Consider the following 21,526-nt stretch of genomic DNA (forward strand, 5'->3'; position numbering starts at 1 on the left):
TAGACTAAATACGTTATAGTAACAGCCAAATTTACCATAGGAATAGCTTATGCAAAATGTCGACCAACAAGAAATTACAAAATTTGAAAAAATGGCACAAACGTGGTGGGAGCCTAACGGCAGTTTCAAGCCAATTCATCTACTTAATCCCCTTCGTTTAGCCTATATTTTAGAAAAATCGAACGGTTTATTCGGCAAAAAAGTACTAGATGTCGGTTGTGGCGGTGGCATTTTAAGTGAAGCGATGGCGAAACAAGGAGCGATTGTCACCGGCATTGATATGACCACCGAACCGCTTGAAATTGCCAAACAGCACGCCAAACAAAGTGGTTTGGAAATTGACTACCAACAGACCACAATTGAAAATTTTTTGGAAAAAATGACCGCTTGTCAGGCTGAAAAATTTGATGTGATTACCTGTATGGAAATGCTGGAACACGTGCCAAATCCGCTGTCCATTATCCAGAGCTGCAAAGCGTTGCTAAAACCAAACGGTATTTTGTTTTTCTCCACCATCAACCGTACCTTTAAAGCTTATATGTTGGTAATTATTGGGGCAGAATATGTGTTAAAAATGTTACCTAAAGGCACCCACGAATTTGAAAAATTTATTAAGCCCGCGGAATTATTGGCATGGTGCGATGAAGCCAATTTACGCTGTGATGAGATGAAAGGCTATCATTTCAACCCATTAACCGAAAAATTCCGGTTAAATAATGATGTGAGCTGTAACTATATTGCCACGCTTAAAATCAACAATTAACTTGCAAAATAGCACGAAATCTTTACTATACACCGCTTATTTCTCAGCCTATATAACAGATTATGACAGACGAAACCCAACAAAAAGACAAAAAAATTACATATAATTTCAATAAGTTACAAAAACGCTTACGCCGAAATGTGGGTAATGCGATTGCCGATTTTGGCATGATTGAAGAAGGCGACCGAGTCATGGTTTGCTTATCCGGTGGTAAAGATAGCTACACGTTATTAGATATTTTGCTAAATCTACAACAAAGTGCACCGGTCAATTTCAGTGTGGTTGCGGTGAACTTAGATCAAAAACAGCCGGGGTTCCCTGAAGATGTGCTGCCTCGCTATTTAGAAAGCATCAGCGTGGAATATAAAATTGTGGAAGAAAATACTTACGGTATCGTGAAAGAGAAAATTCCGGAGGGAAAAACCACCTGCTCGCTCTGCTCACGACTTCGTCGTGGCATTTTATACCGTACCGCGACAGAATTAGGAGCAACCAAAATCGCATTAGGACATCACCGTGACGATATGCTTGCCACCTTATTCTTAAATATGTTCTACGGTGGCAAAATGAAAAGTATGCCGCCAAAGCTCATTTCTGATGACGGCAAACAGATTGTGATCCGCCCTCTCGCGTATTGTAAAGAAAAAGATATTATTAAATACGCTGAAGCCAAGCAATTCCCGATTATCCCGTGTAACCTGTGCGGCTCACAACCGAATCTTCAGCGCCAAGTAGTGAAAGAGATGCTAAACACTTGGGATCGCCAATACCCGGGTAGATTAGAAACCATGTTCAGTGCCTTACAAGATATTGTGCCATCTCATTTATGCGATCCAAACTTGTTTGATTTCAAAGGCATTAAACACGGCCAAATGATTGACGGCGTAGAAGGCGACACCGCATTTGATAATATTAAAATTGAAGCAAAAACCTTCTTAGATGAAGATGATGATAACAACTTTGCTGAAGCGGGTGTAATTCAATTTAAAGCGATTAATTAACTTCCAAGCGGTTAAATTTCCCCCCAAATTTGCAAATTTCCTAAAAAAGCGCCCTATCAGATGTTCCGATAGGGCGTTGATGGCAAGTAACCATCACACGATGACAAGAAGAATACCCATGAAAAAAACAATTATGAACTGTGAACTAATTTGAACTTACATTTTTCAAGAAAATTTGGCGTGGTGAAGTTAATCCTAATTTTTCTGCCTCATTAACCAAATTCATCGCTTTATTAATATCTTTCGATTTAATGGCTTTCATTACCGCTTGATTAAAATAGTCCTCCGTATCTTTATCTACCGCTGTCTTTATAGCCATTGAACTGTCTTTTTTCACCATTCGAACTGTCGTTTGCCCTACCGATGTTGATGATTTGTTTGAGCTGAAAATGTCTGTTGGCAAGCCAATAAATTTAGTGCCGTTTGAACCTAACACATTAATATGAATTTGACCGTTTAAACTGTGGGTCACTTCGATATCATTAATAGCCGGCGGTTGTTTTCCCGTTGCTTTCGCATAGACTTTTGCAGGATGGGGCATCATGGTTGTTTTCGCCAAATCTTGCTGCGTAGTATAAATTAATAAGTAAATATATTCTTGGTTCATTGCAGGGGTTAAATTAAGCTCTGCACCCAAACGATTTCCTTTCAAACCCCGCTCTTCCAGTAATTTAAATGTAGAAGAGGGATAAGTTGCCGCCACATTAAAGTGACTATCTAGCACAACAACCGTAGGCACAAAAACATTTTTATCAATTACTAGACTTTCTATTTCAATTTCTACAGTTCCTTGATTTGCCGGAATGCGATAAGCGGCAATAGGGCTTTCAATACCTGCAAAAGAGGCAGTAAATGCCTTCTTTTGTTTTTCAGTTAAATCTGTTTTTACCGTTTGCGAGAACGGAACATCCTGCCATTGAAGTTGAGCAATCTCAGATGAATTAATATAAATAGGCTTAACTGCCGAGCCAGTTGCGATACTTGATGGAACCACTAAAAGATAGGAGAATAAAAGCGCTGTAGAAAGAAGAATTTTTTTCATCTTAACCTCTTAAAATCGCGAAAATATTGTGTTAATCAGATTCTTAATATCATCAATTTATAAATAGCGGGGAGGCAAAAGAACCTTCCCCACAGTAATAAGTTGATGATCACCACCAGGCTTCAAATTGAACGCCAGTAATAAACTCCCCATCTTTAGCCTTGTAGCCTGCATCTGTGCGAGCTTGAGTGTTGAATTTATCATTCCAATGTGCATAGGTACCAAATACGCGGATCGCAGGACGAGCCCAAATACTGTTACCGGCTTGCCATTGTTGTGCAATAGTATATTTCACTAAGTCATTTTTCTTGCCCGTTGCTTGATCTTTAATGCGATCGTAACCAACTTCCAATAATGTACTCATTGTATCGTTCCATTTGTACATTGGACGGATACCTGCAGAATACCAAGTTTTGCCTTTTTTATTATCTAAGTCTGTTTTTTCGTAGATTAAAGCATACATAACTTCAACGTTCTCACTCGCTTGTACTACGCCTTGGTTGATTAAACGAAGCATATTGCCTTTATTATCTGCCAAAGAACCTTGTGCGTGGCCGTTATTCCAAGAAGTCATCGAATCGGTTGCATACTGTGCGGTAAATTTATTAAAACCACCAAAGAAGTTACCTTGAGTATATTCTGCTGTTACCATATAACCATTTTTAGTGGCTTTATCATTATTGAGTTTTGTACCGTCTTTAGTATGTGCATTACCGTAATCAAAGCCTAGTTCTAATGATCCGTCTTTCCATAGTTCAATACCGGCTAAACGAGCGTCAAAAATATCGTTATATACATCTTTTTTCGCATTACGATTGGCTACATAGGCTTTTTTAACATAGTCATAGTAATAAGAAAATGCACCATCTTTCTCTGTATCGCGGGTAACCGCTAAAGAGAGTTTACCGAAGCCTAAATCAATATTTTCAACCCCTGCTCCCGGTCCTGAAATATCCCAGTAATAGAAGTCGTTCATATGTACATCGTGACGTTGGTAGAAACGTTTACCTGCCCATAAAGTTGCGCCTGGTAAGCTATCCGCAAAATTTTTAAACTGTACGTTTAATTCACGTAATGCCGGACTGGTTTCTGTCCAGTCGTTATTATGAAGTGCCCCACCATAAGCAAGGTTTGTATCAAAGTAGACAGCTTTTTCACCACTTTTAAACAATTCCTGCCCTAATTTTAATTCTGCATAAGTATCTGATTCATTACCTAAACGGTATTTTGAGCCACCGCCGTTTACAGTAAAAGCGGATTGCTCACCACCACCTGATGTCCAACCGATACCTGAACGTGCATAACCATGGAACTCGACCGCTGATACACTTGCTGCAAACATTGCACCACTGATTGCAACTGCTAAGACTGTTTTTTTCATAATAGAACCTCTCTTAATATTTGGTTTTGCTTAGGTTAAATTATTAGGGGATAGAAAATATCTCCTAAAATCAGTAAATAAATTGAAATTGTCATATCCCTTTCTCGACAAACAATCGCTTGCAAGCAGTACCATTTTTTTTAAATAAATGACAACGTTCCGGTAAGATACCAATATTCATTTCATCGCCTTCATTAACTAATACCACATCATTTTGGCGATAAATTAAGGTTGGTTGTTTGATTTCAGGGATTTCAAGATGGATTTGTGTTTCATTCCCTAACAATTCCACTACTTGTACAATGCCGTGTAAGGTTACTTGAGTTTGGTCTGAAGGTAATAAATGTTCCGGACGAATACCTAGAGATAAATTGTCTCCTACATTTACATCTTCGCCTGAAACAGGAATCCAAAAGTTGTGATGATTTGCATCTGGCAATTCAATTTTTACTCTTTCCAGCTCTACTTCTGTGACTTTCACTGGTAAAAAATTCATTTTAGGAGAGCCTATAAATCCAGCAACAAAACGGTTAGCCGGGTAATGATAAAGCTCTAATGGTTTTCCTACCTGAGCAATGCCTCCTGCATTCAATACCACAATCTTATCCGCCAAAGTCATTGCTTCAACTTGATCATGAGTCACATAGATCATCGTACGATTTAATTTTTTATGTAATTTGGAAATTTCCACTCGCATCTGCACTCGCAATGCAGCATCAAGATTGGAAAGAGGCTCATCCAGTAAAAATACCTCTGGTTGAGAAACCAAAGTTCTACCAATAGCTACTCGCTGACGCTGTCCTCCCGAGAGAGCTTTAGGCTTTCTATCTAATAAATGAGCAAGCTGCAAAATTTCCGCTACTTGATTTACTCTCCGCTCTCTTTCCGCTTTACTGACCCCGGCCAGTTTTAATCCAAAAGACATATTTTCCGCTACATCTAGGTGTGGATAGAGAGCGTAAGACTGGAAAACCATCCCAATCCCACGTTTAGAGGGCTCTACATCGTTCATTAATTTATCGCCGATATAAAGCTCACCTGTAGTAATATCTTCAAGTCCTGCAATCATTCGCAACAAAGTTGATTTTCCACAACCTGACGGGCCAACAAAAACAACGAATTCACCTTTATTAATTTCTAAATTAATATCCTTAGAAATATGAACATCACCATACGATTTCCCTACATTGCGCAATGATACATTTGCCATGATTAAACCTCTTATTTCTTGTTGGTTTGAATTTAGGCTAAATCATCGCTCTTTTATTTAAAGAGTAAATCATCCTAGAAAACTTTTTTGCAGGGTTAGAAGCTTAATTACGTTTATTTGGTTAAAAAATAACGAGTAATTAAATTTTTATAAATTTTGTGATCAAACTCTCATTTTTTATTCTTTTTTTTGTGAGATAGATCACAAAATTAGCCAAAATGTTAATTGGATCATACTTTTATCTCGGGGGGCGTAGAGCAAAGGATGATCTCAAATAGACGGAATAGCTCATAATTTGTCACAATTTAATAAATGGGTTGTAAATATCCCTTTTCATTTAACCTCAAGGAGTTTTTTATGAAAAACAAATGCGTCAAATTCACATTAACTACCCTTGCTACCTTAGTTTTTTCTGGAACTGTTATGGCAAAAATGACCGAAGGTAAACTCGTTATCTGGATCAATGGCGATAAAGGTTATAACGGGCTTGCAGAAGTCGGTAAGACGTTTGAAAAAGATACAGGTATTCAAGTATTAGTTGAACATCCGGATAAACTTGAAGAAAAATTTGCGCAGGTTGCCTCAACCGATGATGGTCCTGATATCATGTTTTGGGCACACGACCGCTTTGGTGGCTATGCTCAATCGGGTTTATTAGCAGAAGTGAATGTAAGTAAAGAATTTAAAGATAAATTTGTTGATTTTGCTTGGGATGCAGAAACCTACAACGGCAAAATTATCGGCTACCCGGTGGCAATTGAAGCCATTTCGTTAATTTATAATAAAGATTTAGTTAAAGAAGCTCCTAAATCTTGGGAAGAAATTATCGAGTTAGATAAAAAACTTAAAAAAGAGGGTAAAAATGCCATTATGTGGAATTTAGCCGAACCATATTTCACTTGGCCTATTGCTGCTTCAAACGGAGCTTATGCGTTTAAATTTGCTGATGGCAAATATGATGCAAAAGATATTGGTGTGAACAATGAAGGCGCAGTAAAAGCATTACAATTTGTCGTTGATATGGTTAAAAATAAACATATTAGTGCCGATATGGACTATGCTGTAGCTGAAGCCTCTTTTAACAAAGGACAAACAGCATTAACAATCAATGGTCCTTGGTCTTGGGGAAATATTGATAAAAGCGGTATTAAATACGGTGTAGCTCTACTACCAACATTAAATGGTCAAGCCTCTAAACCATTCGTTGGAGTATTAAGTGCCGGCATTAACAGCTCAAGTCCAAACAAAGATTTAGCGAAAGAATTCTTAGAAAATTACTTACTAACAGATGAAGGTCTAGATGCTGTGAATAAAGATAAACCTTTAGGTGCAGTTGCATTAAAATCTTACCAAGAAAAATTGGCAGCCGATCCACGCATTGCAGCCACTATGGAAAATGCGAAAAATGGTGAAATTATGCCAAATATCCCACAGATGTCTTCCTTCTGGTATGCCGAAAAATCCGCTATCAACAATGCGGTGACAGGGCGTCAACCTGTAAAAGAAGCATTAGATGATGCACATTCCCGCATTCAAAAACAATAATAATCCTTCATTATTCAGAGTGGGTTAGCTTATAACTCACTCATTTTTTAGATTCGCCCCAAGTATAGTAAAAAAATGCAGTAAAAAATTCGAGGTGCTATTATGCTGACTCACCCCCCATCCAAACCAACTAATTGGCTCAAATATCTCTTCGCAGGACTAGTATTACTCCTTGACTTCTATCTTGTTGTATTAATGTACTCACAAGGTGAATATCTTTTTGCTATTTTAACACTTATTATTCTTACTTCTGGCGTATATATTTTTACCAATAAAAATGCATATGCTTGGCGCTATGTTTATCCCGGCATTACCGGAATGGCTATTTTTATCTTATTCCCTTTAGTTGCAACCATTGCTATTGCATTTACTAATTATAGTGGTTCTAACCAATTAGCATTCGAGCGTGCGGTTTCAGTGCTAACTGAACAACGTTATTTTTCCGGAGAAAAATACAATTTTACGCTTTATCAACAAGCAGATAATCAATATAGCATTGCATTAACTAATCCTGTTACAGAACAAACTTTTGTCTCAGAAGCTGTTCCATTAACTGCCGGTCTCAATGTTACTGTTACCGAACAGAGTATCCCGAACGGAAAAATTGCTCCTCTTAAAACTATCACACAGAACCGCTCGACTCTTCAGTCAATGAATGTGATTTTACCGAATGGCAATCAACTTACAATGAGTTCATTACGCCAATTTTCAGAACAAAAACAACGCTATCACTTTGATGAAGATAAAAAAACATTATTAAATAACGAAACCGGCAAAATTTATCAAGCTAATGATGAAACCGGATTCTTCCAGGCTATTGATGCAAACGGAAACTGGCAGGATGAAACGCTTGAGCCGGGTTATACCGTTACATCAGGCTTTAATAATTTTGTTAAAATTTTTACTGATGAAGGAATTAGCAAACCTTTTGTACAAATATTCATTTGGACAGTCGTCTTCTCTTTATTAACCGTCGTCTTTACCGTTATCTTAGGCATGGTACTTGCCTGTTTGGTACAATGGGAAGCTCTCAAAGGGAAAGCTATATATCGCTTATTATTGATTTTACCTTATGCAGTTCCTTCCTTTATTTCGATTTTAATTTTCAAAGGGTTATTTAATCAAAGTTTTGGTGAAATCAATATGATTTTGAATCAATTATTTGGTATCAGCCCAGAATGGTTCAATGATCCGTTTCTTGCTAAAGTGATGATCCTAATTGTGAATACGTGGTTAGGCTATCCTTATATGATGATTTTATGTATGGGATTACTCAAAGCCATTCCGTCCGATTTATATGAAGCTTCCGCAATGGATGGAGCCTCCACTTGGCAAAACTTCAGTAAAATCACTTTCCCATTATTGTTAAAACCACTTACTCCGTTAATGATTGCCTCTTTTGCATTTAACTTTAACAACTTTGTATTGATTCAATTATTAACAAACGGTCGTCCGGATATGATTGGAACAACTACACCGGCCGGTTATACCGACTTGTTAGTCAGCTATACCTACCGTATTGCCTTTGAAGGAAGCGGTACGCAAGATTTCGGCTTGGCTGCGGCTATCGCAACTATTATTTTCTTATTAGTCGGTGGGTTGGCTCTCTTAAATATTAAAGCAACCAAAATGGAATTATAAAAGTGTTAAGTATTCAGAACCCTTAACCTCAATTAACTTCAGGAGTTATACATGGCAATTGTTCAATCTAAATCTGTGCGTTATCGGGTATGGGCAACCCATTTAATCTTAATTTGTTTTCTAGCCTTGATTATTTTTCCTTTATTGATGGTAATTGGTATTTCACTACGTCCAGGAAATCTTGCCATTGGAGATATTATTCCAAGCCAAATTTCTTGGGAACATTGGCAAGCTGCACTAGGCTTTGATGTCACCCACTCAGACGGTACGGTAACACCTCCCCCATTCCCTGTATTACGTTGGTTATGGAATTCAATCAAAGTTGCAACTATAACCTCAATTGGTATTGTAACTTTATCTACAACCTGTGCTTATGCTTTTGCCCGAATGAAATTTAGAGGTAAAAAGACCATTTTGCAGGGAATGCTGATTTTCCAAATGTTCCCGGCGGTACTTTCTTTAGTCGCTTTATATGCGTTATTTGATCGTCTTGGCCAATATGTACCATTCCTTGGCTTAAATACTCATGGCGGCGTTATTTTTGCCTATTTAGGGGGAATTGCCTTGCACGTTTGGACAATTAAAGGCTACTTTGAAACAATTGATGGATCTTTAGAAGAAGCAGCTGCACTTGATGGTGCAACGCCGTGGCAAGCATTCCGTTTAATTTTATTACCACTTTCGGTACCAATTTTAGCGGTGGTTTTCATTCTTTCATTTATTGCTGCCATTACCGAAGTACCAGTCGCCTCATTGCTGCTACGCGATGTAAACAGCTATACTTTAGCGGTTGGTATGCAACAATATCTCTATCCTCAAAACTATTTATGGGGCGATTTCGCTGCTGCTGCGGTATTATCTGCCATTCCTATTACGTTGGTATTCTTGTTGGCACAACGTTGGTTAATAGGTGGATTAACTGCCGGTGGCGTGAAAGGCTAAACAGTCACTCTTTTTGCAAACTTCTTTTGGGATTACAAAAAATTCTCGAAAAATGACCGCTTGTAACAATGAAATAATGTTTACCCATATTAAAAACAGAGGTGAACAAGCGGTCAAATTACTCCAATTTTTTGCAAATAAAAATCCCAATAAAACGCCAAACATTTGCAACAGTGCAATATTTTGCTTTTAGACGAATAATTGAGTAACAATAAGCTTATCGTAATTTTGGCAGATAAATAATAGCCTTAATTATAACCCATTAAGGTTAATAACTCTTTTGTATAATTTATCGCTTCATTACGATTTGTTACCGCAATTTTTTGATATAAATTTCTAATATGCGTTTTTATTGTGGTTGCAGCAACTTGTAATTCATCCGAAATCTGCTCATTACTATAACCGGAATAGATTAAGCCTAATACCTGCCACTCCCGTTGGGTTAACGGGCTAATCTTTAATAACTCAGGAACTTTAGGGTTTTTAAGTAATTGATTAACAAAATTTTCATCAAAGTGAGCAAATTTATGTCGATAAAACTGATTGATATTTCTCAATATAAACTGTGCTTTGTGCAGAACCAGCTCATCTAACACGTTTAATTGCAATAAATGACGAATTTGCTGCGCCATCACATCGCCCTCAATCACAAAAGCACTGATAAAGTTTGTCTGCCGTGTGAGTTTTAGAGCATGAATTAAATCTTGCTGAGCTAGCTCTTTCTCTCCTTGTAAAAAATAAAGTCTGTTACGTACAATTAATGCACGGTTCAGATCACTGATAAGAGAAAACTTTTCAGCTGTTTCAATTAAATTATCTAAAATTTCTTTCGCTTTATCATATTCCCCTAATAAAATTTCTGCTCGTGCAATATTTCGCCATTGAATCTGAGTAAAATGATTCTTGTCAGAAATCGGTAATGGGTTTTGAATCAACCAACTTCGAGCTGCCGAAATGTCATTATTCATTTGCCAATAGATCATACGAACTTGATCTGCATTAGCAATCCAATCATGGTGATAAGAGTGAGAGTGTTCTAACTGTTCAACCTCTCTTAATAATCGAGAAGTATTATCGAGATTTCCTCTTGCTAACGAAATCTTAGTTAATAATGTTAAACATTGTAACTTATCTTCAAATTTTGATAATACATTCATCCCAGCTACTGCCATAGATTCTGCCTTATCTAGGTTATACCATTCCCACAAAATTTTACCTTTTGAACGTAATAAGAATTCATACATTGGTACTTTTTGCAGATGGTTTTCTTTTACAAATTCGCTTGCCTTATCTAACATTTCATAAGCTGCTTGTGAAAATCCTTGAGCAAGTAAAATTTCCGACTGTTGAAGCAATGACCATAAAATATTGTGATATGTATGGTGCTGACGAGCCATACGTTCAGCTTTCTGTAGCATGGCTAATGCTTCTGCCAGATTACCGTGACAATGATGAGCCTCACCAATAATAGAAATCGCAACAATATAGGCATAATACGCATTTTCCGAAAGATCATTTAATGCCTCTGAAGCTAATTGAAGCGCAGTATTTTCATCTCCGGAATTTATCGCAACCTGTGCCCGTAGCACATTAAATTCCGCATTTGCCGTTTTACTCAATTCAATTTTATTTTCGCTTAATGCTTGAGAAAAATCAGCCAAAATTCCACCAACTTCTACATGACGATGTTGGCTTTGTACCAGCCAAGCTCTTAATAAGACCAAATTAGGATGTTCGGTTAAATGTTTATAATTAAGGCAATTTAAACTTTCTTCTAATAAGTTTAAATCGCCTTGATGAAATACTGTCCAAGCATGTTCATCTAAGATATTGAGCAATAATTCAGTATTAGATAATTGCATTGCATGGTATAGCGCTTCTGTCACATAACCTAGCTTCAACCAGGCTTGTGCAGCTTTCTGGTGCAGTTGTGGTAATTCATCATATAATTCGTGCTGACAACATAAATTTAAAAAAGAAGCAAAAAGCGGATGGAATTTCCACCAAATATCATCTCCACTTTGCCATTTACTATTTGCCATTTGTTGTAAAAATAAGCCTTGCTTTTCGAGAGACTCTAATTTTGTTCGGCTATTTTGTTCTCCAGTAACCGCCTTAACTAAAGATTCATTCATCGAGTGCAATACAGAGCAACGTAAAATAAATAAACGGGTATCTTCATCGACTTTATTTAGCACTTCATCAGCCAAATATTCGTTAATGTGAAAATGATTTGATTTGGCTAATCGTTTAGCAATATCTTGCAATGGAACTTGTAACGTATGCGATTTATTTTTAACAAATAAGCTGATTAATTGAAGTGCAGTCGGCCACCCCTCAACTTCATTACATAATGCGATAATATCTTTCTGATTTAACTCAGAACCCAATCTTGCTTGGAAAAATGCAGCACTTTCTTGATGATCAAATACCAGTTGATTAATATCTATTTCCAATAATTGTTCCTGAACTCTTAAACTTGCAATACCTAGCGGTGGAACAGCGCGAGAAATAAGAATTAATGTCATATTATTTGGCTGATGTTTAACCCAATATTTTAACGCATCATGGATCTCTTCATTTTCAACCACATGATAATCATCAATCACGAGATAAAAATGTTCCGAAAACATGGTAGCTTTAATCAATAATTGATTAAATGAAGCTAATAAGTTAGCTTTACGATTTTCTTCTAATAAAACGTCTATTTCTTTGTTGATTGCTGAGTGCAATGCTGCACTAAAATAGACCGCAAAACGATCTGGATTATTATCTCCTTCATCTAAAGCATACCAGCCAACATTCTTTTTATCTTCAATCCATTGAGACACTAACGTAGTTTTGCCATAACCAGCAGGAGCATTAATCAATACAACCGGATAATCAGAAGATTTATCCAATTCTTGAATTAAACGTTTTCGAGGAATACTATTTTGTAATCGAAAAGAGCAGACAAGTTTTGATGGTATTAACATAATAAATTCAATTTTCTCTCATAACAAAATGGGGATGATATATACTCCATTTATGTTCTAACTACTTCCTAATAATCATACCACACAAGGTAACTAGAAGGATGATTTGATTTTATTCGGATTTTACATAATAGCGGTATTCATCTTTAACCGGAGGTTTCCTATGACATTTAAATCTATTGTAGCAAAATACTGTCGTTATTTTGATGTAGCAGATCCAAAACATTTTACTTTACAGCAATGGTATCAAGTCGTTGCAGAAGGTTCCCTTGAGCTTATTTATAGCCAACCTACAACGAAACCGGCTGAATCCCGCCATGTAAACTACCTCTCTATGGAATTTTTAATCGGTCGTTTAACAGGCAATAATCTAATGAATTTGGGTTATTACAAACAAATTCGCGACTATCTTAAACAATATCAAGTTGAATTAGTAGATGTTTTAGAACAAGAGCGTGATCCGGCACTTGGAAATGGTGGGCTAGGTCGTCTCGCCGCCTGTTTTTTAGACTCAATGGCAACTGTAGGACAAAATGCAACAGGCTATGGTCTTTATTATCAATATGGTTTGTTTAAACAAAGTTTTAAAGACGGTATGCAAAAAGAGGCGCCAGATACTTGGGATCGTGACAGCTACCCTTGGCATCGTTTTAATCCATCTAAAACCCGTCATATCGGGTTTGGTGGAAAAATCAAACAAATTAAAGCCGATCAATATGAATGGCAACCTAAATTGACTATTCAAGGCAAAGCTTTCGATTTACCGATCGTAGGTCATAAAAATAATATTGTTCAACCATTGCGTTTATGGCAGGCAGATAGTGATCAATCCTTTGATTTCGATGCATTTAATGACGGCAAATTTTTAACGGCAGATAAAACGATTGTCAATGCAGCCGCACTTACGCAAGTACTTTACCCAAATGATAACCATAAAGCAGGGCAAAAATTACGCTTGATGCAACAATACTTCCATTGTGCTTGTTCTATAGCAGATATTTTAGATCGTCACCTGACTGAAGGTCACTCATTAGCCGATTTAGCTAAACACCAAGTGGTCCAACTTAACGATACACACCCGACCTTAGCAATACCTGAATTAATGCGGGTGCTATTAGATGAGCACGGGTTTGAGTGGGAGCAAGCGTGGGATATTTGTTCCAATACTTTTGCTTATACTAACCATACTTTATTACCTGAAGCGCTTGAACAATGGGATCAACGTCTGTTTAAGCAATTATTACCTCGCCACTACCAAATTGTGGAAAAAATTAATGATATTTTCCATGACAAAGTTCGTTCAGAATTTGGTGAAGATTCAAAAATTTGGGAAAAATTGGCTATCTTGTTTGACTATCGTGTGCGTATGGCTAACCTTTGTGTAGTAACCTGTTTCCGTGTCAACGGTGTTGCAGAAATTCACTCAGAGCTATTAGTGACCGATTTATTCCCGGAATACCACCAATTATTCCCGACCAAGTTCTGCAATGTAACTAACGGCATCACGCCTCGCCGTTGGATTCAACAAGCAAACCCACAATTAAGCGATTTATTGGATCGCACTTTAAAACAAGATTGGACACATAATCTGGAATTATTAAAAGGCATTGAAAAATATGCTGATGACTCCGGCTTTCGAGAAGAATATCAACATATTAAACATAATAACAAAATCATTTTAGCGAATGGAATACACAAAACATTAGGTTTAAACGTCAATCCAAATGCTATTTTTGATGTACAAATCAAACGTTTCCATGAATATAAACGTCAACATTTAAATTTGTTAAATATTATTGCTACTTATCAATCATTAAAAGCAAATCCAAATCAAGACTATACACCACGGTTATTCTTGTTCTCAGGTAAAGCTGCGCCTGGTTATTATTTGGCAAAAAATATTATTCATGCTATTAACAATGTGGCAGATATTATCAACAACGATAAACAGGTTAATGATCGACTACAAGTGACATTCTTACCAGATTATCGAGTCAGTCTTGCGGAAAAAATTATTCCGGCTGCCGATGTATCCGAACAGATCTCGATGGCAGGCAAAGAAGCTTCCGGTACCGGTAATATGAAATTGGCACTCAATGGTGCATTAACCTTAGGCACGTTAGACGGTGCTAATGTAGAAATTGCCGAGATGGTAGGTGAAGAGAATGTCTTTATCTTCGGACACACCGTAGAAAGTGTGCGGGAATTATTAGCTAAAGGTTATCAACCAAAAGCCTATTACAAGCAGAATCCTATACTGAAAAATGCAGTTGATTTCTTAGCTAAAGGAAAAGCATCCAAGGGGGATAAAAAGACATTCCAACTGATGCTAGACAGCCTACTAGAACGCGATCCATTCTTAGTTTTTGCTGATTTTGACAGCTACCGCCAAGCACAAGAGAAAATTGGTGTAGCTTATTTAGATCAAGATGCTTGGCTACGTAGTGCGATTTTAAATACTGCTCGTTTAGGTGCATTTAGCTCAGATCGCTCAATTAAAGATTATCAACAACGTATTTGGTTAAATAGATAATTACCTCAGCGGCTTCTTTCCAATAAGAGGTCGCTTATTTTCTACTGTATTTCAATATGGAGAGAAATAATGAAAATTACTGCCAAACAGTGCCATCAGGCAGGCATCATGCCCTATTTTTTCGATGAACGTGGTGTGAAAAAAAAGGCATCCGAAAAAATAAAACAAACATTATTCAAAGCTTTTAATGGTAATATTCGAGCAAATATCACGCCGATTCCTGCGGTAAAAATTTTTTATCAACATCAACCTTGTTTTTTACCTTTTCACTTAGCGAATAAAAAACAGCCATTAACCGGAACTTGGCAATTACAATTAGAACATTCCACACAAATTATTTCCGGAAAAATAAAAACTCAGGGAATTACATTACCTAAAGACTTACCCTTAGGTTATCATCAATTACAATTAAAAACCCTTAATAAGACTTTTAATTGCACCATTATTATTGCGCCTAAACATTGCTATCAACCACAAGCATTACTTGAACACAAAAAATTATGGGGAACATTTCTACAACTCTATACGCTAAAATCTGAACATAACTGGGGAATTGGTGATTTTAGTGATTTAAAAAACTTTATCCAACAAATTGCTCCTTACCAAGCAGATTTTATCGGTTTAAATCCGATCCACTCGCTTTTTCCGGCAAACCCAGACTCAGCGAGCCCTTACAGCCCGTCTTCCCGCCAATGGCTGAATATTGCATATATTGATGTTAATCAGTTAGTAGAATTTAAGCAAAGTGATGAAGCTCAGGCTTGGTTTAAGTCTGCGGAAATCCAACAACAGTTATCTCAATTGCGTAACCAAGATTGGCTAAACTATGAGCAAATCATTCGATTAAAATTAAAGGGATTACGCTTTGCCTTTGCAAAATTTCAGCAAAATATGACCGCTTGTTCTCAACAAGCTTTCACCGAATTTGTCAAAAAAGGCGGCAAAAATCTACAAGTCCAAGCTACTTTTGATGCCCTCCATCAACATTTATCAAATCAATTTGCTAACCAATGGGGCTGGGATTTTTGGGCAAAAGACTACCAAGACTACAATTCCGCCACTGTACAGCGATTTAGAGAAGAGCATAAAGCAGAGGTAGAGTTTTACCTCTGGCTACAATTTATTGCCGATCAGCAATTGGCCGAATGTGATGCTCTCTGCCGCCAACAAAGAATGAGTATCGGAATGTATCGGGATCTCGCCGTTGGCGTAAGCCCGAATGGTGCAGAAACATGGAGCGACAAACAACTTTATTGCTTAAACGCTTCTGTCGGCGCACCACCCGATGTATTAGGTCCGCAAGGACAAAATTGGGGGTTAACACCAATGAATCCTCACATATTAAAACAGCAAGCCTACCGCCCTTTTATTGAACTTGTCAGAGCCAATATGAAACATTGTGGTGCTTTGCGACTTGATCATATTATGTCCTTATTACGTTTATGGTGGATCCCAAAAGGTGATAGTGCGGTTAACGGGGCTTATATACGTTATCCGGTAGATGATTTAATTGCCATCCTGGCACTTGAAAGCCAACGCCATCAATGCTTGATTATAGGTGAGGATTTAGGCACAGTGCCAAAAGAAATTGTAAGTAAACTAAAAAATGCAGGCATTTTGTCTTACAAAATCTTCTACTTTGAATTTGACGAACATGGCCAAAGCCGTGATTTGCAGCATTATCCTTATCAAGCAATGACAACATTAAGCACTCATGATTTACCAACTATTAACGGTTATTGGCGAGGCTATGATTTTGAATTAGGCGAAAAATTCGGCGTATATCCGAATGCAGATATTCTGGCAATTCTGAAGCAAGAACGGGTAAATGCAAAAGCGAAAATATTAAAACGACTAAAGCAACATAATGTCACGATAGAACCTGAAATCAACGAACAGCTCAATTCCGCGGTAAATACCTCATTTATTCACCGTTTACAAACGTATGTAGCAAATGTGAGTAGCGGACTATTCGGCTTCCAACCTGAAGATTGGTTGGGCATGACCGAACCGGTTAATATACCGGGAACCAGTACGCAATATGCCAACTGGCGACGACGCTTGAATGTAAACGTTGAAGATATTTTTGCTGATACAGATATCCAAGATTTATTGAAAAAAATTAACGATATCCGTAAAGGGAAATAACAAATATTATCTAAATGATATACACAATAAAAAGGAAAGGCGACTAATAGTCGCCTTGTTTTATCTCAATCCAAACTAAAATTTCCGACGTGCTTTTATTTACAAAATAATCACCAAATTTAACCGCTTGTTTTAAGTAAGCTTCCACTACCCCGCCACCCATAGCATTATCGCCAGTATCTGTGGCAGCATGATGCGTAAGAACATGACCAGTGGGTAAACAGTAGCGTAAGAAAGTGCGGCAGCACCGTTGCCTTCTTTAATTTCATTAGCGAAGGCGAGAGCCGGTGGGTCAGTCATTGAACCTGCGAGTAATCCACAAAGGGTGAGGTAATTCAATTTGCCATAAAGTCTGGCAATCAAGCCTGTGATCATCAGCGGAATAAAGGTAATCATAGCGCCATAGAGAATCCATTCCATACCTTCACTGCTGAGCAAAGTTTCAAGGAATCGCCCGCCTGATTTTAAACCTACTACCGCTAAGAAAAGCACAATTCCGATTTCACGTAAGGCAAGATTCGCACTTGGTGGCATAAACCAATAGAGTTTACCGAAGCTACCGATACGAGCCAAAATTAATGCTACAACCAAAGGCCCGCCGGCTAAGCCGAGCTTTAATGCCACAGGGAAACCGGGTAAATAAATAGGCACCGAACCTAATAATACCCCTAATCCGATACCGATAAAAATCGGCAGCATTTGTACTTGTTGTAATTTAGATTGTGCATTGCCAATAATGCCCATTACTGTTTCAATATCAACCTGACGACCAACTAAATTCAGTACATCACCGAATTGCAGAGTCATATCACCATTTGGAACCAACTCTACTCCTGCTCGATTGAGACGTGAAATTACGACATCATATTTGCCTTTAAGCATTAGTTGGCGAATTTGTTTACCAAAAACTTTTTCATTGGTTACCACTGCACGTTCTGAACGGTAAATCGTACCTTTAGTTGAAACCGATACATCAGCTACTTCACCTAAAATGATCTGCATTTTATGTAACGCAGCTTCTTCTCCAACTAAATGTAATATATCGCCAACTTGTAATACTGTATCAATTTTAGGGATAGAGAGTTCATCGCCTCGTTTTAGTCGAGAATAAGAAACCTCATGCAAATCGAAATCCGGTAACTGATTGAGTTTTAGCCCATTAATATTCGGATTAGTTAAGCGAACATTCAAACTATTAAGTTGCTCTTTACCGGGATTTTGTTCTTGATTAAATGCTTCTGCTTCTTTATCTATATTGATTTTTAATAGGATACGAACCAACCACATCGTAAGCAAAATCCCGATAATGCCAAAAGGATAAGCAATTGCATAGCTCATCCCCATAATTTCGGTCACATTGCTATTACTTAATTCAGACAGAACCTGCTGTCCTGCCCCTAAAGAAGGCGTATTGGTTACCGCACCGGAGAATATCCCTAAAATTACCGGTAAAGGCACATTAAAGAATTTGTGAATAAGTACTACTAATACACCGCTTAACAGTACGATTAATACTGCAAAAGCATTTAGCTTTAAGCCGGAATGTTTAAGCGATGCAAAAAAGCCGGGCCCCACTTGGATACCAATCGAATAAACAAACAAAATCAAGCCAAACTCTTGAATAAAATGCAAAGTATGAGCGTCAAGTTTGATATCAAACTGCCCCATAAAATGGGAGACCAATAATCCACCAAAGAGTACCCCCCCGATACCCAATCCAACTCCTCTTACCTTAATATGCCCAATCCACAATCCTAATACTGCCACTAAAGATAACAAACTGACAGTAAGTGCAATTTCGCTCATTACAGCCTCTCTTTAATATAAAATACCTCCAAAATGGTAGCTTATTCTAACAAATCTCTACACGTAAAAATGCGATCTATGTCAAAAAACGGAATATTGATAGCAACACTGCACTGCCACACACCAAAGTAAAATTTCAAAAAAGTTCCCCAATTGCAAAAAAATTCTCGACAACTTATTTTTTTTCAGTAAATTAAATAAGTTTTATATTACTTAAGGAAACAAACACAATGTTATCAAACGAAGTTTTTATTTCGATTATCGTTTTGTTAGTGCTGAGTTTACTCAGAATTAACGTGGTAATCGCATTGATTATTTCTGCATTAACTTGCGGAATGATTGGCAATTTAGAAGTCGAAGGTGTGGGCTTTGCTGATGCCTTAGATAAAACGATTAAAAGTTTCACCGGAGGCTTAGGTGGCGGTGCAGAAACCGCGATGAACTATGCTGTTTTAGGTGCTTTTGCGGTTGCGCTTTCAAAATCAGGCGTAACTGATTTACTCGCTTATAAAGTGATTAAATCCTTCGGTCACAGCCCGTCAGGACGTTCGGTATTTTGGTTTAAATATATCGTACTCTTTGTATTGACCGGCTTTGCAATGTCTTCGCAAAACTTAATTCCGATTCATATTGCCTTCATTCCGATTTTGGTTCCGCCACTGTTAAGCGTCATGAATAAATTACAGATTGACCGCCGTGCAGTTGCCTGTGCATTAACCTTTGGCTTAACAGCAACTTATATGTTAATTCCGGCAGGTTTCGGACAAATCTTTATTGAAAGTATTTTGGTTAAGAACATTAACCAAGCCGGGGAGCAATTCCAATTAGTCGCCACCACGCCTGAAATGACTAAAGCAATGCTAATTCCGGTTTCGGGTATGATTTTAGGTTTATTATTTGCATTTTTTGTTTCTTATCGCAAACCACGTACTTACGTAGAACCACAAGCAGAGCTAACTGTAGATAATATCGAAGCACGTGTTGCCAATATTAAGCCATTCCACATTGGTATTAGTATTATTGCGATTATCACCACCTGTTCTATCCAATTAGCCACTAACTCAACCATTATCGGGGGATTAGCCGGTTTAGTCATTTTCGCATTTGGCGGCGTATTTAAATTAAAACAAAGCAACGATGTTTTCCAAGACGGCTTACGTTTAATGGCAATGATTGGCTTTGTGATGATTGCAGCCTCCGGCTTTGCCGGCGTGGTGAATTCTACCGGTGGCGTACCTGAATTAGTAGAAAGTTTACGTACGGTAATTAGTTCAAAAGAAATGGCGGCTCTATTAATGCTAGTAGTCGGTTTGTTTATCACAATGGGAATTGGCTCATCATTCTCAACAGTGCCGATTATTACTTCAATCTACGTGCCACTTTGTGTTTCTTTTGGTTTCTCACCACTTGCAACAATGTCTATTATTGGTGTTGCCGCCGCGTTAGGCGATGCAGGTTCTCCGGCTTCTGACTCAACACTTGGTCCAACATCAGGCTTAAATGCAGACGGTAAGCACGAGCATATTTGGGATTCAGTAGTGCCAACCTTTATTCACTTTAATATTCCATTATTAGTGTTTGGTTGGATTGCAGCAATGACACTTTAAGTTATAATACGCAAAATTTTGTTAGAAAAAGACCGCTTGTAAGCTGCAAGCGGTCTATTTTCATTTATTTTTTGCAAACCCTACGATTAGGATTACAAATGAAATTTATCTCTTTCAACATTAACGGATTACGTGCCAGACCGCACCAACTTGAAGCGATTATTGAAAAACATCAACCCGATGTGATTGGCTTGCAGGAAATTAAAGTTGCCGATGAAGATTTCCCCTACGATTTAGTGAATCATTTGGGCTACCACGTTTTTCACCACGGGCAAAAAGGGCATTATGGTGTAGCGCTTCTAACAAAACAAGAGCCGCTGGCTGTACGTAAAGGTTTCCCAACCGATGACATAGATGCTCAAAAACGAATGATTATGGCTGATATTGAAACAGAATTTGGCATCCTCACTGTATTAAACGGTTATTTTCCACAAGGTGAAAGCCGCACACATGAAACTAAATTTCCGGCAAAACAGAAATTCTATTCCGACTTACAACATTACTTGGAAAGCGAATTAAAGCCAGAAAACCCAATTATCATTATGGGCGATATGAATATCAGCCCTACAGACTTAGATATTGGGATTGGAGAAGCGAATCGCAAACGTTGGCTTCGTGATGGAAAATGTTCATTCTTACCGGAAGAGCGCGAATGGTTAGCACGTTTACACAGCTTCGGTTTAGTCGATACATTCCGTGCGGCAAATCCGGAAATCAATGATAAATTCTCATGGTTTGATTATAGATCAAAAGGCTTTGACGATAACAGAGGCTTACGTATTGATCTAATTCTAGCTTCAAAAATGCTAGCCGAGCGCTGTATAGAAACCGGTATTGATTTAGAAATTCGAGCAATGGAAAAACCGTCTGACCACTCACCTGTTTGGGCAACCTTTAAATAATTTGTAAAAAATTTATATTTTTTGACCGCT

14 protein-coding genes are annotated in these 21,526 nt (G+C 37.7%); 9 read left to right on the top strand and 5 right to left on the bottom strand.

Going from position 1 to position 21,526, the window contains the following annotated elements; all coding sequences use genetic code 11:
* Positions 1-49: 49 nt before the first annotated feature.
* A complete protein-coding gene (gene ubiG / locus A6B41_RS07795) occupies positions 50-763 on the top strand; it encodes a bifunctional 2-polyprenyl-6-hydroxyphenol methylase/3-demethylubiquinol 3-O-methyltransferase UbiG (RefSeq protein ID WP_027074201.1) in 714 nt (237 codons plus the stop codon).
* A gap of 62 nt (positions 764-825) precedes the next feature.
* On the top strand, positions 826-1,764 hold the full coding sequence (gene ttcA / locus A6B41_RS07800) for a tRNA 2-thiocytidine(32) synthetase TtcA (RefSeq protein ID WP_027074200.1): 939 nt from the start codon (positions 826-828) through the stop codon (positions 1,762-1,764).
* Positions 1,765-1,909: 145 nt separating this feature from the next.
* On the opposite strand, the gene malM is transcribed toward ttcA, so the two are convergent.
* The 3 genes from malM to malK all read right to left on the bottom strand — a co-directional run bounded on the left by malM (position 1,910) and on the right by malK (position 5,397).
* Complete coding sequence (gene malM / locus A6B41_RS07805) at positions 1,910-2,806, bottom strand: maltose operon protein MalM (RefSeq protein WP_027074199.1); 897 nt, start codon at positions 2,804-2,806, stop codon at positions 1,910-1,912.
* Between the two features lie 109 nt (positions 2,807-2,915).
* Positions 2,916-4,187, bottom strand: coding sequence for a maltoporin (locus tag A6B41_RS07810; RefSeq protein WP_027074198.1), 1,272 nt, complete (start codon positions 4,185-4,187; stop codon positions 2,916-2,918).
* Between the two features lie 91 nt (positions 4,188-4,278).
* A complete protein-coding gene (gene malK, locus A6B41_RS07815; protein ID WP_027074197.1) occupies positions 4,279-5,397 on the bottom strand; it encodes a maltose/maltodextrin ABC transporter ATP-binding protein MalK in 1,119 nt (372 codons plus the stop codon).
* A 357-nt stretch (positions 5,398-5,754) separates the two neighbouring features.
* Here malK and malE point away from each other — a divergent pair, with 357 nt between their 5' ends.
* The 3 genes from malE (at position 5,755) to malG (ending at position 9,525) form a co-directional block, all read left to right on the top strand.
* Positions 5,755-6,942 carry a maltose/maltodextrin ABC transporter substrate-binding protein MalE gene (gene malE, locus A6B41_RS07820; protein WP_027074196.1) on the top strand — a complete coding sequence of 396 codons (1,188 nt, stop codon included), beginning with the start codon at positions 5,755-5,757 and terminating at the stop codon, positions 6,940-6,942.
* Between the two features lie 102 nt (positions 6,943-7,044).
* The gene (gene malF, locus A6B41_RS07825) at positions 7,045-8,583 is read left to right on the top strand and encodes a maltose ABC transporter permease MalF (protein ID WP_027074195.1); all 1,539 of its coding nucleotides are present in this window, start codon (positions 7,045-7,047) and stop codon (positions 8,581-8,583) included.
* Between the two features lie 51 nt (positions 8,584-8,634).
* Positions 8,635-9,525: a maltose ABC transporter permease MalG gene (malG, locus tag A6B41_RS07830; RefSeq protein ID WP_027074194.1), complete on the top strand. Its 891-nt coding sequence runs from the start codon at positions 8,635-8,637 to the stop codon at positions 9,523-9,525.
* Between the two features lie 248 nt (positions 9,526-9,773).
* Here the strand turns inward: malG and malT are convergent, their stop codons facing one another.
* Positions 9,774-12,500 carry an HTH-type transcriptional regulator MalT gene (gene malT, locus A6B41_RS07835; protein ID WP_027074193.1) on the bottom strand — a complete coding sequence of 909 codons (2,727 nt, stop codon included), beginning with the start codon at positions 12,498-12,500 and terminating at the stop codon, positions 9,774-9,776.
* Between the two features lie 163 nt (positions 12,501-12,663).
* Between malT and malP the strand changes: the two genes are divergently transcribed.
* Positions 12,664-15,033 (top strand): maltodextrin phosphorylase, encoded by a 2,370-nt coding sequence (gene malP / locus A6B41_RS07840; RefSeq protein WP_027074192.1) that lies wholly within the window; start codon positions 12,664-12,666, stop codon positions 15,031-15,033.
* A gap of 69 nt (positions 15,034-15,102) precedes the next feature.
* Positions 15,103-17,181, top strand: coding sequence for a 4-alpha-glucanotransferase (gene malQ / locus A6B41_RS07845; RefSeq protein ID WP_027074191.1), 2,079 nt, complete (start codon positions 15,103-15,105; stop codon positions 17,179-17,181).
* 147 nt (positions 17,182-17,328) lie between these two features.
* Here the strand turns inward: malQ and A6B41_RS07850 are convergent, their stop codons facing one another.
* Positions 17,329-18,987, bottom strand: coding sequence for a putative transporter (locus A6B41_RS07850; RefSeq protein ID WP_027074190.1), 1,659 nt, complete (start codon positions 18,985-18,987; stop codon positions 17,329-17,331).
* 230 nt (positions 18,988-19,217) lie between these two features.
* Between A6B41_RS07850 and A6B41_RS07855 the strand changes: the two genes are divergently transcribed.
* Complete coding sequence (locus tag A6B41_RS07855; RefSeq protein ID WP_027074189.1) at positions 19,218-20,594, top strand: Na+/H+ antiporter family protein; 1,377 nt, start codon at positions 19,218-19,220, stop codon at positions 20,592-20,594.
* A 98-nt stretch (positions 20,595-20,692) separates the two neighbouring features.
* Entirely contained in the window at positions 20,693-21,496 is an 804-nt protein-coding gene (gene xthA / locus A6B41_RS07860) for an exodeoxyribonuclease III (RefSeq protein WP_027074188.1), read from the top strand.
* Positions 21,497-21,526 lie beyond the last annotated feature (30 nt).

Origin of the sequence: Mannheimia granulomatis, assembly GCF_013377255.1 — a bacterium.
GTDB lineage: Bacteria > Pseudomonadota > Gammaproteobacteria > Enterobacterales > Pasteurellaceae > Mannheimia > Mannheimia granulomatis.